Raw genomic sequence first — 16,512 nt, forward strand, 5'->3', positions numbered from 1 at the left:
CCGCGATGGGGCAAAAAATCGTGGTTGTCGGCAATGGCGACATACCTGACGGTGCAAATGCACTGATTGATGTTGCGGATCTGGTGATCCGTTTCAACGATTGCCGTTCGTTCGGTCGTGGTGGCGTCAAAACTGATATCGTTGCCGTGTGTAATACCGGGCGGCCGGGAAAGTCGATGAGTGAAGAGCCGCAATGGCGCTCACTACAGCCGGTCCAGGCGGCGTCAACCATCTGGTCGGTACGCGATCCCGCTAAATTTCTGGACATGCGTTCCGGTTTGAAGGTTTCCAATCCGGAGCTGGATGATTTCTGTGACGACTATAGTGATGCCTTTGCTGTGATCGCTTCAGACAACGGCAAACAGCACCAGATCATTTCGCGTGACATCCATGAGCGTGCGGACGGATTTTTGGCCGCATATTCGCCAGAACCCTATATTTGCCCGAGCAGTGGTTTGATTGCCATTTTCCAGGTGCTGGACATGGCGGCTAAAGATCAGGCCCAGGTTTTTATTACCGGCTTTGGCCATCAGGGGTGGGCAGGGCATCCGTTTCAGGCTGAAAAACAATTGGTCGATACCTTCGCAAGCGAAGGTAAACTTGTAAGAATTTCAATAGAATAGCTTTTCTCCGCTTTTCAGGGAGCATGATCTAATGGCTTATAAAATTTCCCGTGCAGCCTATGCCAGCATGTTTGGCCCAACGGTGGGCGACAAGGTGCGTCTGGCGGATACCGAACTGTTTATCGAAATCGAAAAAGACCACACCACCTATGGTGAAGAGGTCAAGTTTGGTGGCGGCAAGGTTATTCGTGACGGTATGGGGCAAAGCCAGGTGACGCGCGCCAATGGTGCGGTTGATACGGTTATCACCAATGCTGTCATTGTTGACCACTCGGGTATCATCAAGGCCGATATCGGCCTCAAAGACGGGCGTATTGTTGCCATCGGCAAAGCCGGTAACCCGGACACGCAGCCGGGCGTTAACATCATTGTTGGACCGGGCACCGAAGCGATTGCCGGTGAGGGCAAGATTGTTACCGCTGGCGGTATGGACAGCCATATTCACTTCATTTGCCCGCAGCAGATCGAAGAAGCGCTAATGAGTGGCATAACCTGCATGTTGGGTGGCGGCACAGGCCCGGCCCATGGCACGCTGGCGACGACCTGCACGCCGGGGCCATGGCACATTGCCCGCATGATCGAGGCCGCAGATGCCTTCCCGATGAACCTTGCCTTTGCCGGCAAGGGTAATGCCTCGCTGCCCGGCGCACTCGAAGAAATGGTGCTTGGCGGCGCCACATCGCTCAAGCTGCACGAAGACTGGGGAACAACACCCGGCGCTATTGATTGCTGCCTTTCGGTGGCGGATGAATATGACGTTCAGGTGATGATCCATACGGATACGCTAAACGAAAGTGGCTTTGTCGAAGACACGGTCGGATCGATCAAGGGCCGCACCATCCATGCATTTCACACCGAAGGTGCCGGCGGTGGTCACGCGCCTGACATCATCAAGATTTGCGGTCAGATGAACGTTATTCCGTCGTCCACCAATCCGACGCGGCCCTATACTGTCAATACCCTGGCCGAGCATCTGGATATGCTGATGGTCTGCCACCATCTGTCGCCATCCATCCCCGAGGATATTGCCTTTGCGGAAAGCCGCATTCGCAAGGAGACAATCGCTGCAGAAGACATCCTGCACGATATCGGTGCGTTTTCGATCATTTCGTCCGATAGTCAGGCGATGGGGCGCGTGGGTGAAGTGGCGATCCGAACCTGGCAGACGGCAGACAAGATGAAACGTCAGCGTGGCCGTTTGCCGGAAGAAAAGGGTAATAACGACAATTTCCGTGTGCGTCGTTACGTTGCCAAATACACCATCAATCCTGCCATCGCACATGGCGTCAGCCATGAAATCGGCTCGATCGCGGTTGGCAAGCGTGCGGATCTGGTGATCTGGAACCCTGCTTTCTTTGGCATCAAACCGGATATGGTGGTGATGGGCGGAATGATTGTTGCAGCGCCGATGGGGGATCCAAACGCTTCTATTCCGACACCGCAACCGGTTCACTACCGTCCGATGTTCGGGGCTTACGGCAAGGCACGTACCAATTCTTCGGTGACCTTTGTGTCGCAGGCGTCTCTCGATGCAGGGTTGGCGCAGCGTCTGGGTGTTGCAAAGAACCTTGTTGCGGTCAAAAACACCCGTGGCGGCATCTCGAAGAAATCGATGATCCTCAATGATCTGACACCGCATATCGAGGTCGACCCTGAAACATACGAAGTGCGTGCCGATGGGGAATTGTTGACCTGCGAACCGGCAACCGTTCTGCCTATGGCGCAACGTTACTTCCTGTTTTAAGAAAGCGCCTCAGAAACCGCGTAATTGTGCATGGCTGCTGTGCAGAGGGATATTTCCTGCTGCATTGAACGCCGTTTTACGCTATCTCGAAACACGAATTAAAGGCGGGCATTGTTCCCAAGCTTTGTCGCGCCATCGACAGGAGAAAATCATGCTAGGTAAAAAAGTTCCCGCAGTTACATTCCGCACGCGCATTCGCGACGAAGCTGTTGGCGGTCCAAACCCATTCCGTTGGCAGGACGTAACATCCGACGATTACTTTGCAGGCAAGAAGGTTGTTCTTTTTTCCCTGCCAGGTGCTTTCACACCAACATGCTCGACCTACCAGCTGCCAGATTTTGAAAAGCTGACACCAGAATTCCGCGCGCTGGGCGTCGATGAAATCTATTGCCTGTCGGTCAATGACGCGTTCGTCATGAACGCGTGGGCAAAGAGCCAGAACCTCGAAAACGTCAAGGTTATCCCTGATGGTTCGGGTGAATTCACCCGCAAGATGGGCATGCTGGTTGCCAAGGATAATCTCGGTTTCGGCATGCGCTCATGGCGTTATGCTGCCGTCGTTAATGACGGTGTTGTCGAGCAGTGGTTCGAAGAAGAAGGCTATTCCGACAATTGCGAAAGCGATCCATACGGCCTGTCTTCTCCACAGAGCATTCTTGAGCATCTGCAGGCTCGCAAGGTCGCCTGAGACCCACGTCAAATTTGGATTTGAATGCAAAGGCCCGGAAGCAATTCCGGGCCTTTTTTGCAAACGATGTATGACTTTAAAGTGTTAATGGTTATCCGTAGCAACTATCCCTATGCAGCAAGGCATTAGAACACTTTATCGTTTGCCGGACGTGGACCGTCGCAAGTCGTATTTGATTCGCCTTGTCCTTATTTTTAAGGCCGAAAAGTGTTTTCTTCTTGGTGTGTCAAGTTGTTTTTAGATTTTTGCTATGTTCTGTGTGTCTTCAGTTTTATACTTGGAAATACTAAAATTTTAGACATTGTATTAACTTCGAACAAACATCTGGGCCTTATCCGTTAGGAGGTTAAATGAGGTGCTTCGATGTTTGCTCGTCTGAAAAAACTCTTTTCAATCGATATTGATTCCGCCGAACTTGAGAATGCGAGAACTATTCCCGCATTCGCTGGTAAGACGGTTTTTCTTGCAATTATTCTCTCGATTTTCGTCAGTATTTCAGTCTTGCTGATGGCGAGTGTTTTCGACTTTTTGCCGGTGACATTCTCGCTGGCCATTGCCTATGGCATTGCCATGTCCTGGCTGGTTGGTGGTAGTGTTGCGCTGTTCATTTCCTTTTGTGCATGGCGCCTTATCCGCAAACTTTATCATTCTCGCGATGAATTCGAGCGGTTGAGCCGCACCGATGCACTTTCAGGCCTGTTGAACCGTCGGGCGTTCAACGAGGCCTTTGAGAGTGTGCAGGATAATGCCTCGCTTGCCATCTTCGATCTCGACCGCTTCAAGGCGATCAATGATTGTCACGGCCATTCCGCTGGCGACATCGTCATTCGCACCGTTGCAAACACGCTGGCTGATTCTTTCAGTTCCCTGCATCCGGTCGCACGGTTGGGCGGGGAGGAGTTTTCCGTCATCATCAAGGGCGGACAGCAGGGTGACAGGATGGCACTTGTGGAGTTGGCGCGTCGGAAAATTGAAGCGCTGACACTCAATTTTGAAACGGATGTGGTTAGCACCACGGTGTCGGTTGGCGTGGCGGAGATCGTGCCCGGTCGGCGCAAGGACGATATTTTCATTTCTGCGGACCGTGCGCTTTATCTTGCGAAGGCCAGTGGCCGCAATCGCGCCCTGCACGAGAATGAGATGCATGGTGTACAGCAGGAATATCGCAGCGGCATAACGCTGTTGAAAGGTTCTGCCGTTCGTGATGTCAAACAGGGGCAGGCAAGGGCAAGTTGAACCTTGCAATCAGGCAGGTGATCCGGCAGTTATTTCATTCGAGACTTTTTGATGGAACCGGAAAAGCCATGTTACGCGTCACTTCATACCTGCCAGCTGGCACGCCTGCCGATGAAACATCCGACTTTGTGGTGCTTGCCCATGACCAGCGCCATCTGCGCCGCAAGCTGCTTCATTTACAGAATGATGAGATGGTGATGCTGGACCTGAAGGAGCCGGTATTGTTTGCGCACGGGGATCTTCTGGTGGTGGAAAATGGCGACCTGATTGAAGTGCGTGCTGCCAATGAGAAACTGTTTGAAATCACCGGACGCGATACGCTCCATCTGATCGAACTGGCCTGGCACCTGGGCAACAGGCATCTTTCGGCGCAGATCGAAGAGGGCCGCATTCTGATCCTGCGTGATCATGTCATTCGCTCGATGCTTGAAGGCCTTGGCGCAACGGTTCGCGACGTTGAAGAACCGTTCCAGCCAGCGCGGGGCGCCTATCATTCGCATGGCAGCCACTCACACGGCCACGATCACAAACATGATCATGGGCATGATCACGGTCATCAACACCATAATCACGACTGATCGATGAGCGCACAGAGCGATGTTGCCGGGCTGCTGCGGCTGATGGCGTGGATGTCTCCGGCATTTCCCGTCGGTGCGTTTTCCTACTCTGCTGGCCTAGAAGGGGCGGTGCATGATGGTTTGCTTAGCAATCCGCACGAGCTTTCCGTTTGGGTGAAACTATCACTTGAACGTGGTGCGCTGTGGAACGATGCGGTATTACTGGCGGCGGCCAGCCGTTGCCATGAAGACGATCAGGCGCTGCATGAATTGTGTGAACTGGCCCGTGCCCTGGCCGGATCTGCGGAACGTTACCGCGAGACGGTTCAACTGGGCGACGCGTTTGTTGTCGCTGCCAAAGCCTGGCCACATCAGGTATTTGAACTGCTGCCAACGCAAACAGCATATCCGGTTGCCGTTGGTGCTGTTGCGGGAGCCCATGGGGTTGATCCGGTCAGTGTTATTGCCGCCTATCTGCATGCCGGTGTCTCCCAAATAGTGTCAGCAGCGATACGCTTGGGGCTCGCAGGTCAGACGGACGGTGTTGCTATTCTCGCAAACAACGAGCAGCTTCTGACTGACATCTCGGTCAAGGCAAAGGGCTCGACACTGGATGATCTGGGAAGCTCGACCATTCTGGCGGATATCGCGTTCATGCGGCATGAAATCCAGCATTCACGGCTGTTTCGGTCCTGATTATCGCGGCATTTCGAACGCTGACATTCGGCGCATGATCTCCCCCGCAAAAGTCGGGTCAATTTTTCTGACGGTGCAGCGCAGCATATTGAACCAGACGACCAAGCTCCATAAAGTCGTGCGATCAGAACATATAAAGGAACAGCTGATGAATTCGGGAAATGGCCCTTTGCGGGTTGGCATTGGCGGGCCGGTAGGCTCGGGAAAAACCGCTCTGACGGAAAAGCTGTGCAAGGCGATGAGCGCGGATTACTCGGTCGCTGTCGTGACCAATGATATCTACACCAAGGAAGATGCCGAGGCGCTGGTGCGTATGCAGGCTTTGCCATCTGAGCGCATCGTCGGTGTCGAGACAGGTGGGTGTCCGCACACCGCCATTCGTGAAGATGCCACCATCAATCTGCAGGCCATCGCCGGTCTCAATGAACGGTTCCCGGATCTCGATGTGGTGTTTATCGAATCGGGTGGCGACAATCTGGCTGCGACCTTTTCCCCTGATCTCGCTGACATCACCATCTATGTGATTTCCGTTTGCCAGGGTGAAGAAATCCCGCGTAAGGGCGGTCCGGGCATTACCCGCTCGGATCTGCTGGTGATCAACAAAAAAGACTTGGCGCCCTATGTCGGGGCTGATCTTGATGTGATGGACAAGGACGCGACGCGCATGCGCAAACAGATGCCGTTCCTTTTCACAGATATGAAACGCGGCGATGGCGTCGATGGTATCGTCAGTTTCCTGAAAGTGCAGGGCGGTCTTTAAGGCTGTTGCCTTGTTTCCTGCTCCGTAACCCTTGGGTGCCATGAAACAGAAAAGACGGCACGCCCCACGAAGGCATCCCGTCTTTTCACTCCCCCGCTCCCCGCAGGAAAGGGGCAAAGCACGTTGCGGATAATGGTCATGCAACGGCTTTGGATTTGTCCTGTTGTCTTCTTTCCCAATGCCATCTCAGCGTTAAGAGATGCGTTGCTAAATCTGGCGCAGCGCGCCGATATCATTCACCTGAACGACGCGACCACGAACCGTCACACCTGCGTCCCGCAGGGTGGAAAAAGCGCGGGACAGCGCTTCTGGCGCGAGGCCCAGCTTGCCTGCCAGAAGGCTTTTCTGAAATGGCAGGCGCAGGGAATAAGATGTCGCGCCGTGAGGGCCGCTGGTGATCAGATAGTTTGCGACACGCTGTGGTGCTGTCTGCAAACGGTCATTGGCCACACAGTCCATGGCATTGAGAAGGCTGTTCGACAGGCACTGCATAACAGCCTTCGCAACACCGGGCTCCTGCTCGATCATGTTGCGGATACGCGGCAGCTCGAAACGCGCCAGCGTTGTGCTTTCGGCGGTCTGGGCGTTGTAACGGTAGCGGTCGCTACCGAAAATCAGACACTCGTTGAAAGTGTCACCCGGTCCGCAGACACGGATATCCGCTTCGCGGCCGTCCTTGTTCAGACGATAGATACGCACAAAGCCGTTCAGCACACAGTAAAGGTGCTCGGCCGGGTCATTTTCGCGAAAAAGGATATGGCGTGGATCGAATGTTACGATGGCCGCCGCTTCCAGAAGTTTCAGCGCCGACGCATCATCCCCCGCTCCTATGAAGGGAGCGCGGACAAGGATGTTCCTGTCCTTATTGCTCAGTTTCACAGTTTTGTTCACGTTTGTCATGGCTCCCGATCAAACCCTGACCTGACAGACGATACCATGAACGCAGCAGTCCGGTTCACTGCTTCCGGCCCTGCACACCATGCCACTGGTGTTCTCACTGTCTGCCAAGTCTTGCCAACATTAAACTTGCCAATTTCGGAAAGAATAACACGGCGGAAAATCCGCTATTTGATTTCGATCAACGAACTGTGAAGTTCCCTGTAAATGTTGCTTGGCATTTATGTGCCTGCGCAAACAAAAACGCCGGATTATGCATCCGGCGTTTGTCGTGTCATTGGGCAAGACTTTATTCTGCTGCGAGAGGCGGCAATCTCAGGACATTGTCGTTCTTGGTATTGTCTCGCGTTGAGCCTGAGCCGGTACGCTCCATGGCATCCATCCGTTTTTCAACCTCTGCCAGGGCGCGGGAGTTATCGAGCGCCATCTGGGATAGTTCTTCCTTCGAAAGAACGTCCGGGTCTTCTTCTTTCTTGCCGACAAAGCGACCGAAAATCCGTCCCAGAAGCGTGGAGAGGTCATCCATGATCAGGAAGAAGGCAGGAACAACCACCAGGGACAGGACTGTCGAGACGATGATGCCGCCGATCACCGCGATCGCCATTGGCGCGCGGAATGAGCCGCCTTCACCAACGCCGAGCGCCGAAGGAAGCATGCCGGCTGACATGGCAATCGATGTCATGATGATTGGACGGGCACGTTTGCGACCAGCCTCCACCATGGCGTGAACACGCTCCATGCCGTGGCGTCGCATTTCAATGGCGAAATCAACCAGCAGGATGGCGTTCTTGGTGACGATACCCATCAGCATCAGGATGCCGATCAGAACAGGCATGGACAGCGCATTCTGGGTGATGATCAACGCCACCGCCACGCCACCGATTGCCAGCGGCAGAGAGAACAGGATGGTGAATGGCTGGATGACGTCCTTGAACAGCAGGATGAGTACCACCAGAACCAGCATCAGGCCAAGCAACATGGCGTTGCCGAAGCTCTGCTGCATCTCGGCCTGAATTTTGGCGTCACCACTTTCGGCCAGATGCACTGATGGTGGCAGCTGGGTTTCAGAAACGATGCGCTTGAATTCGGCCGTCGACGTATCAAGTGCGGTGCCGAATGGAACGTCCGAACCAATGGCGACCACGCGGTTACGGTTGTTGCGCTTGATGGAGCTTGGACCTTCTGAATAATCAATGTCGGCAACGCTGTAGAGCGGTACGGATGCACCGGCTGCCGTCTTGATCTTGATGGCACGGATTTGTGCGAGGTCGCGGCGAACATCGAGCGAGGCCTGAACCCGGATCGGGATCTGGCGATCATCCAACGAAATCTTGGTCAACAAGGCGTCGATATCACCGATAGTGGCAACGCGAACAGTTTGGGCGATCTGCTGGGGCGTTATGCCGAGGCGGGCAATCTCATCCTTGCGTGGACGAATTTGCAGTTCCGGCCGGGGCAGGGCGCCTTCCGAGCTGACATTTGCCAGAATGGACGAGGCACGCAGGCGAGATTCCAGGATGCCGGTTGCTTCGTTCAGATCGGCTTCATTTGACGACAGGAAGTTGAAGGTCAGTTCGCGTTCTGCACGGTCATTCAGCTTAATGATGCGAACATCGGGAATGCTTTTTACGCGAGCGAAAATATCGCGTTCAACATCCCATTGCGGTCTGGTGCGCCCTGTTTCCTCGACCTTTGGCAAGTACTGTCCAATGAGCGGAATGGAGCCTAGACCTTTGTTGACCAGCATTTTGACAAGTGAGTGGTCGATGTTCTGCAAAATCACGCGCACGGTGGCACGGCGCAGTTCCAGATCACCCTTTGGCGAGGCACCACCGAGAACGAAAACGCTTTCCACCCCATTAATGTCGCGTAATGCGTCATAGATTTTCGTGGTGGTGGCGTCGGTTTCATCGAGAGTCGCATTAGGCGGCAGTTCGATGGACAGCACGACGCGTGAGGAATCTTCCGGAGGCATGAAGCTGCCCGGCACGCCGCTGAGAAGAAATAGCGAGCCGGCAAGAAACGCCACTGCACCGACCAGGGTCAGATAACGGGCCCACCATTTGCGTGTGGTGGCAGTGACGAGGCGGGTATATGCCTTCATCAGCTTGCCGTCATTATCGTGATGGTCATCCATGGCGTCTTCAGCACGCATCAGATAGGCGGCCATCAACGGTGTGATGAGACGCGCTACCATCAGCGAGAAGAACACCGAGAAGGCAACGGTCAAGCCGAACTGGATGAAGTACTGGCCGGGTACGCCCGGCATGAAGGACACCGGCACGAAGACCGCGATGATGGTGAAGCTGGTGGCAATCACCGCAAGACCGATTTCATCGGCAGCTTCCAGTGCTGCACGATACGGCGTTTTGCCCATCTTGATATGGCGGGCGATGTTTTCGATTTCCACGATCGCGTCATCCACCAGAATACCGGTGGCGAGCGTTAAGGCGAGGAAGCTGACGAGGTTCAGCGAAAAGCCCATGACATCCATGATCCAGAATGTCGGGATCGCAGAAAGCGGCAGCGCGACGGCGGCAATCAGTGTTGCACGCCAGTTGCGGAGGAACAGCAACACCACGATGATGGCAAGAACTGCACCTTCAATCAGCGTGTGAAGGGCAGACTCGTAGTTGCCATAAGTGAAGTAGACGGCATCATCGACCATTTCGATGGTAACGTCCTTATGTGCGGCACGCACTTCATCAAGGCTTTTAGCAACGGTTTCGGCAACGGAGACTTCACTGGCGCCTTTCGAACGGAAAACGGCAAAGGTTACAGCCGGTGTGCCATTGAACCGCGAGAAGGACTTTGGCTCCTCGTAGGTGTCGGTGATGGTGCCGAGTTCCGACAGCTTTACGAAACGGCCGCTTGGCAGGGAAATGGTGGTGTCGGCAAGCTGTGCGACATTGCGTGCATCACCCAGTGTACGAATGGTCTGCTCGTTGCCCGCGACCTGTCCACGACCGGAACCGAGGTCTATGTTGGTGCCACGAAGCTGGCTGTTTACCTCGGTTGCGGTAATACCATAGGCGTCCAGCTTGGCAGGATTGAGCGAAACACGGATTTCACGGTCTGCACCGCCATAACGGTCGATCTTGCCGATGCCGGGCTGGCCCTGCAGCGCTCGCTTGACGGTGTCATCCACAAACCATGACAGTTCTTCCAGCGTCATGTTTGGCGAAGAAACCGCAAATGTCTGAATGGCCTGGCCTTCGACATCCACCTTGGTAACAATTGGTTCTTCAATGTCAGATGGAAGATCGCTACGGATCTTGTCGATGGCGTCCTTGGTGTCCTGAACGGCTTCTTCGGTCGGCTTTTCGATGCGGAAGATAACCGTCGTCTGCGACTGGCCGTCGGTGACCGTAGACTGGATTTCGTCGATGCCACTGATCGATGCGACCGCATCTTCGATTTCCTTGGTGACCTGCATTTCCAATTCAGATGGCGAGGAGCCACTCTGGTTGACCGTGATGGCCACCACTGGAACGTCAATGTTCGGGAAGCGGGTAATCGGCAACGTATAAAACGACTGTATGCCGACAACAAGCAGCAGCACAAAGCCGAGTATCGGAGCAATCGGATTCTTGATCGACCATGCTGAGAAGTTCATGGGATCGCTCCGTTAATTAGAGACGGCGGCAGAAGCCGCGACAGGGCTGATATGGTCACCATCACGCACAAATGCACCGGCCTTTTCGACAACCTTGTCGCCTGCGGAAAGGCCGCTCAACACTTCAACGAAACCGTTGTCCTGTATGCCGGTTTCGATCTTCACCTGCCGGACAATATTATCCTCCACCTTGCGTGCGGTCGATCCGTCACGATTGGTGGTAACAGCGGAAAGAGGAAGCGCCAGAGCATTTTCCCGGGCGACAATGATTTCGGCGTTGGCGTACATGCCCGAGCGTGCCTCATCTGCCGGAATTGTAATATGGATAGAGCCAAGACGGGTCACCGGATCAACGATTGGCGACACAAGACGCACCTTGCCTTCGACACGTTTGCTGGCTCCGGCAATGGTCAAAAATGCGGACTGACCGATTTTGATTTTCTGAATGCTGGTTTCCGAGAGTTCGGCGACCAGTTCAATAGCGCCGTCCTTGATAACTGTAAAAAGCGGTGTTCCAGAACCACTGGCAATGGCACCAATCTTGGCGTTCTTTGCCGCGATGATACCGGCCACCGGAGATTTGACGCCGGTGCGGGCAAGTTTCAGATCAATGTCATCAATCTGGGTATCAACGACCTTTACATCGGCTTCGCCGACCGTGACCGCCTGTCTGGCGGCTTGCAGCCGTGCTAGCGCAACTTCGGCCTGTGCCTGGGTCTGTTCAACCTGCGAGACGGAACCTGAGCCGCTTTTGCCGAGCCTTGCGGCGCGGTCGCTTTGACGGGAGGCATCGTCGGAATTGGCCTGCGCTTCGATAACCTGCGCCTTGAATTGTGCAAGGGCAGCTTCAGCCTTCGCCTTGTTGGCTTCAAGCTGGCTCTTTTGCAGGAGAAGCGCGTCGGTAGACAGCACAGCCAGAACTTCGTTGGCTTCCACTTTGTCACCGATATCGACATTCAGCTTGTCAATGGACAGACCGTCGACCAAAGGCTGCACGTAGATTTCATCAACCGGCTGAATGGTGCCCGTGGCGATAATCCGGTCCACCAAATCGCGTTTGACCGTTTCTGTCACGACGATTGAAGGCAGGTTTGCTTGTGCCTCAGCGGGAGACTGTTCCGCGGCCATTGCTGCAAAGGGCAGAAATACGCTGGAAAGAAGTGCCACAACAAATGGCTTGCCGATGGTTTTGCGCTGCATGTGTCATATCCGCGAAAGGTCGTTCACATGCTCTTATGCGTGCTCCACGTCAGAAGGCATTGACTACGACTTGTGAAACCAGAGACGAAAACTCTTGTCATTTGGCGCAGGCTATATTGTCCAGAGCATTAAGGCGAAACTGTATCCCCCGCACCAATGCCAGCCATCGAAACCGCAAACAGAAATTTTTTATCTGCAGCGCAATGTAATTAGTCAGCTGGTACAAATCAATATACGCAACAACTTTAGTTGCTATACATTTCTGAATATCTCCAGTGGTTGTAATTTTCATCGAAATCGCTGGTTTAAATAAAATGAGGTGCGTAGCCAAAACCACGCACCTCATTTTCGTCAGTTAATGTGTCCCAGCACCAAAACACTTGAGAATGAGTGTTCAGGTTCTGTCGCCAGTCGAGCGGCCCGCAACTATTTCAGGGCAGCATCGGTGATTTCAGTGGTGTAGGCACCGCTTGGTTCCTTGGTAATGACCGGATCGGAGCCGCCACCAAGAAGTGTTTTGACGGTACGTTCGTAATCCGCTGCATCAAGCGCACCGGTGGCGCCTGCCGTCAGCTTTGCCACTTCCGTCATCATGCCCTTCTGGTGTGCTTCGGTCTGTGCGCCGGAGGCGTCGTTTTCAAGAACGATATCAGCGGCTTCATCGGGATTGTCCTCGGCGTATTTCCAGCCCTTCAATGACGCACGGACGAACTTGACCATGTTGTCCTTAAACGTCGCATCCTTCAGCTTGTCTTCCAGAACGTAGAGACCGTCTTCCAGAGTTGCGACGCCTTCATCTTCATATTTGAAGGTAACGAGATCGTCGGCTTTCACGCCAGCTTCCAGAACCTGCAGATATTCATTGTAGGTCATGGTGGAAATGCAAGCGGCCTGCTTCTGCAACAGTGGATCGACGTTGAAGCCCTGCTTGAGAACCGTGACACCTTCTGCACCACCTTCGGTCGGGATGTTCAGGTGCGCCATCCAGGACAGGAACGGGTATTCGTTGCCAAAGAACCAGACGCCCAGTGTCTTGCCCTTGAAATCATCAGGTTTGGTGATGCCGGTTTCTTTCAGGCATGTCAGCATCATGCCAGATTTTTTGAATGGCTGGGCAATATTGACCAGCGGCACGCCTTTTTCGCGTGTTGCGAGCGCCGATGGCATCCAGTCCACGATGACATCCGCACCGCCACCGGCCAGAACCTGTGCGGGTGCAATGTCAGGGCCACCCGGCTTGATGTCGACATCAAGCCCTTCAGCCTCGTAAAAACCCTTGTCCTTGGCAACGTAATATCCGGCAAACTGTGCCTGTGTGACCCATTTGAGTTGCAGTGTCACCTTTTCGGCAGCTTGAGCGCTGAACGCAGTCGTCAGCGACGCGCCCGCCAGAAGAATGGATGCAAGTTTCATTTTCATTGCTGTTCCCTTTTTCTTATTTACGTTCGTCCACCACGGACGGACGGATGCCAGAAGGTGACGGCCCGCTCTGCGAGCGCCACCAATCCGTAAAAGCCTGAACCCGCCAGCGCCGCGACGGCGATTTCGGCCCAGACCATATCGACATTGCTTCGCCCCATTTCGGCAGAGATGCGGAAACCCATGCCCACGATGGGCGTGCCGAAGAACTCCGCGACGATGGCGCCGATCAGTGCCAGCGTGGAGTTGATTTTCAGGGCGTTGAAGATGAACGGCCAGGCGGCAGGCAGGCGCAGCTTCAGCAGCGTCTTCCACCAACTGGCCGCATAGGTGTGCATCAGGTCCCGCTCCATGTGGCTCGACGCTTCCAGCCCCTGCACGGTATTCACCAGCATCGGGAAGAAGGTCATGATGATCACCACCGCGACCTTGGACGGCCAATCGAAACCGAACCACATGACCATGATCGGCGCTACGCCGATGACGGGCAGGGCGGAAATGAAATTGCCGATTGGCAGCAGGCCCTTTTGCAAGAAAGGAGAGCGGTCGATCAGAATGGCGACGATGAAACCAAGACAGCAGCCTGCGATGTACCCGGTAAGAACCGATTTCAGGAATGTCTGGCGGAAGTCCGCCCAGAGAATGGGAAGTGAGCTAAAGAGCCGCGCACCAATGGCACTCGGTGCAGGCAGCAGGATCGATGGCACGGCAAAACCGCGCACCAGCCCTTCCCACAGAACCAACAAGGTGACACCGAACAGGATAGGCACGGCAAGACGGGCTGTCCGGTTCAACGCGTCAGATTGGAATTTCTGGCGGACAAGCCATTCATTCAGAGACCAAGCGGCGATCCAGAATGCGACTGCGCTGATAATCCATAAGGGTTGGGTCATGGTCTTGCTCCCATGCGTTTCAGCACACGTCGATGGGCAATACCAACAAGCGATACGAGGATGGCAGCCACGGCAGCTGCCATGAACAGGGCCGCCCAGATCTGCACGGTCTGCCCGTAGTAGGAGCCAGAAAGAAGCCGTGCACCGAGACCGGCCACAGCACCGGTTGGCAGTTCACCGACGATGGCGCCGACCAGAGAAATGGCGACCGCAATTTTCAATGAGGTGAACAGGTAGGGCATGGCTGATGGCCAGCGCAGTTTCCAGAAGGTTTCCTGCGGTGTGGCGTTGTAGGTGCGCATCAGGTCAAGCTGAATGGCTTCGGGACTGCGCAGTCCTTTGACCATGCCAACAACAATCGGGAAAAAGCTGAGATAGGTGGAGATCAGTGCCTTGGGCAACAGGCCCGAGATGTTGATGGAGTTGAGGACCACGATGACCATCGGGGCGATTGCGAGGATCGGAATGGTCTGGCTGGCAATGACCCACGGCATCAGTGAGCGATCCAGCGCGCGGTTATGCACGATGGCGATGGCCAGAATAACACCAAGCACGGTGCCGATACCAAAGCCGAGCAGCGTGGCAGAGAGTGTAATGCCGGCGTGATAGACGAGGCTGCGTTTTGAGGTGATCGCCTTGTTGACGGTGGTGTCCCAAAGTTCGGCGATGATCTGATGCGGGGCGGGCAGTACCGGCCGCTCCTGCGCAAAGGTTTGTGGCAGCACTTGCCAGAAGCCGATGTCCTGACCGGCGCGTGCCGCCTGATCACGCACGAATGGCGCGTTCAGATAGACGACAAACAGGTGCCAGATGACAAGGATGGCGAGAACAACGGTAAGGACGGGCAGGATGCGATCACGGAAGAGGGTCATGACCGGCCCCCTGTTTGTGGCATCATCCCTGTCTTGATCTCTACTTCTGCCTCAGCCCTCGACGTGTTGCGAGGTGAGGATAAATGTGGGGAAGAGGGGTGTGATGAGAATTCCTTGGAGGCGGGAGGGCTGGCGAGAAACAAGGCGGAAAATAGACTACTCCTCATAGCTGTGCCCCGCTTTCAGACCTTCGCGGACCCGGTGGGCGATTTCCAGGAATTCCGGGCTCTCGCGAATATCGAGTGGCCGTTCGCGTGGAAGAGTTGATTCAATGACGTCGGTTACGCGGCCGGGGCGCGGTGACATGACAACGATCTTGGTGGAGAGGTAGACCGCTTCCGGAATGGAGTGGGTGACGAAGCAGATGGTTTTGCCTGTCCTGTCCCAAAGCTTCAAAAGCTGTTCGTTGAGGTGGTCGCGTACGATTTCATCCAACGCGCCAAATGGTTCGTCCATCAGCAGAAGGTCTGCGTCGAAGGCCAATGCGCGGGCGATCGATGCGCGTTGCTGCATGCCGCCGGAAAGCTGCCATGGATATTTTTTGCCAAAGCCATTGAGGTTGACGAGGTTCAGCGTGCGCTCAATGCGGCTCTGCTGCTCGGCCTTGGTGTAGCCCATGATTTCCAGCGGCAAGGCAATGTTTTTTTCGATGCTGCGCCAGGGGTAAAGGGCGGCGGCCTGAAATACATAGCCGTAGGAGCGATCCTTGCGGGCATTTTCCGGTGTCGTGCCATTGACGGTGATATCGCCAGAGGTGTGTTTTTCCAGATCGGCGATCACTCGCAAAAATGTCGTCTTGCCACAACCGGATGGGCCAATGAAGGAGACAAAATCTCCTTTCTTGACCTCCAGATTGACGTTGGAGAGAGCGTGCACCGGACCATCACCCGTTTCAAAGGTGAGGCCGAGGTTTTGGGCGGAAACAACGGAGTATGAAGAAGGTACTGTCATCGGCATTTCGGAAGCGGTCCCCAGCTTGTGCCATCCTTGAAACGGATCGTGTAACCCTTGGTGCTTTTGGTCAGATCGACCATTTCCTTGTCGCCCTGTTCCCCTTCGCTTTCGCATTGGGTTTCAATGCGGAAACCGGACGAGGTCTTCTCGGCTGTGCCTGAAAACGCGCAATAGGCGGTCGAGGTGGTGATGCCGTCGTCATTCAGCAGGAAGAAGATATCGGCTCCGCTGGATTCCCCGGTTTTGGAATAGCGGCAGCCTTCCTTTTCTCCATAAGCGCCATCCAGGAAGGTGGCGCTCATGGCTGTGGTGGCAGACAATAAAGGCAATGCAATCAACATCAGAATTCTGGCCATG

General features: G+C 54.7%; 15 protein-coding genes. 7 read left to right on the forward strand and 8 right to left on the reverse strand.

The genetic code is table 11. The features are described 5' to 3' along the window. Window positions 1–5 precede the first annotated feature (5 nt). From M2418_RS01845 to ureG, 7 genes are all read left to right on the forward strand, one after another. Window positions 6–623 carry a Urease operon accessory protein gene (locus M2418_RS01845; RefSeq protein ID WP_259143376.1) on the forward strand — a complete coding sequence of 206 codons (618 nt, stop codon included), beginning with the start codon at window positions 6–8 and terminating at the stop codon, window positions 621–623. A 31-nt stretch (window positions 624–654) separates the two neighbouring features. Continuing rightward, complete coding sequence (gene ureC, locus M2418_RS01850; protein ID WP_259143386.1) at window positions 655–2,367, forward strand: urease subunit alpha; 1,713 nt, start codon at window positions 655–657, stop codon at window positions 2,365–2,367. 151 nt (window positions 2,368–2,518) lie between these two features. Further along, window positions 2,519–3,055, forward strand: coding sequence for a peroxiredoxin (locus tag M2418_RS01855; RefSeq protein WP_192488248.1), 537 nt, complete (start codon window positions 2,519–2,521; stop codon window positions 3,053–3,055). Window positions 3,056–3,418: 363 nt separating this feature from the next. After that, the gene (locus tag M2418_RS01860; RefSeq protein ID WP_250982096.1) at window positions 3,419–4,291 is read left to right on the forward strand and encodes a GGDEF domain-containing protein; all 873 of its coding nucleotides are present in this window, start codon (window positions 3,419–3,421) and stop codon (window positions 4,289–4,291) included. Between the two features lie 68 nt (window positions 4,292–4,359). Next, window positions 4,360–4,869: an urease accessory protein UreE gene (ureE, locus tag M2418_RS01865; protein ID WP_259143389.1), complete on the forward strand. Its 510-nt coding sequence runs from the start codon at window positions 4,360–4,362 to the stop codon at window positions 4,867–4,869. A gap of 3 nt (window positions 4,870–4,872) precedes the next feature. Beyond that, complete coding sequence (locus tag M2418_RS01870) at window positions 4,873–5,544, forward strand: urease accessory protein UreF (RefSeq protein ID WP_259143391.1); 672 nt, start codon at window positions 4,873–4,875, stop codon at window positions 5,542–5,544. 148 nt (window positions 5,545–5,692) lie between these two features. Then, window positions 5,693–6,304: an urease accessory protein UreG gene (ureG, locus tag M2418_RS01875; protein ID WP_259143394.1), complete on the forward strand. Its 612-nt coding sequence runs from the start codon at window positions 5,693–5,695 to the stop codon at window positions 6,302–6,304. A gap of 207 nt (window positions 6,305–6,511) precedes the next feature. Here the strand turns inward: ureG and M2418_RS01880 are convergent, their stop codons facing one another. From M2418_RS01880 to M2418_RS01915, 8 genes are all read right to left on the reverse strand, one after another. Beyond that, window positions 6,512–7,204, reverse strand: coding sequence for a Crp/Fnr family transcriptional regulator (locus tag M2418_RS01880; protein WP_250982092.1), 693 nt, complete (start codon window positions 7,202–7,204; stop codon window positions 6,512–6,514). Window positions 7,205–7,490: 286 nt separating this feature from the next. After that, entirely contained in the window at window positions 7,491–10,817 is a 3,327-nt protein-coding gene (locus M2418_RS01885; protein ID WP_259143398.1) for an efflux RND transporter permease subunit, read from the reverse strand. A gap of 12 nt (window positions 10,818–10,829) precedes the next feature. Next, complete coding sequence (locus M2418_RS01890; protein ID WP_259143400.1) at window positions 10,830–12,017, reverse strand: efflux RND transporter periplasmic adaptor subunit; 1,188 nt, start codon at window positions 12,015–12,017, stop codon at window positions 10,830–10,832. Window positions 12,018–12,443: 426 nt separating this feature from the next. After that, complete coding sequence (locus tag M2418_RS01895; RefSeq protein WP_259143401.1) at window positions 12,444–13,436, reverse strand: ABC transporter substrate-binding protein; 993 nt, start codon at window positions 13,434–13,436, stop codon at window positions 12,444–12,446. A 20-nt stretch (window positions 13,437–13,456) separates the two neighbouring features. Then, the gene (locus tag M2418_RS01900) at window positions 13,457–14,329 is read right to left on the reverse strand and encodes an ABC transporter permease (RefSeq protein ID WP_259143402.1); all 873 of its coding nucleotides are present in this window, start codon (window positions 14,327–14,329) and stop codon (window positions 13,457–13,459) included. Then, window positions 14,326–15,201: an ABC transporter permease gene (locus M2418_RS01905; RefSeq protein ID WP_259143403.1), complete on the reverse strand. Its 876-nt coding sequence runs from the start codon at window positions 15,199–15,201 to the stop codon at window positions 14,326–14,328. Before M2418_RS01905 ends, M2418_RS01900 begins: the two co-directional genes overlap by 4 nt. A gap of 156 nt (window positions 15,202–15,357) precedes the next feature. Beyond that, entirely contained in the window at window positions 15,358–16,152 is a 795-nt protein-coding gene (locus M2418_RS01910) for an ABC transporter ATP-binding protein (protein ID WP_259143409.1), read from the reverse strand. Beyond that, window positions 16,149–16,511 (reverse strand): hypothetical protein, encoded by a 363-nt coding sequence (locus M2418_RS01915; RefSeq protein ID WP_259143411.1) that lies wholly within the window; start codon window positions 16,509–16,511, stop codon window positions 16,149–16,151. Before M2418_RS01915 ends, M2418_RS01910 begins: the two co-directional genes overlap by 4 nt. Window position 16,512 lies beyond the last annotated feature (1 nt).

Source organism: Rhizobium sp. BIGb0125, assembly GCF_024810055.1.
Classification (GTDB): domain Bacteria; phylum Pseudomonadota; class Alphaproteobacteria; order Rhizobiales; family Rhizobiaceae; genus Agrobacterium.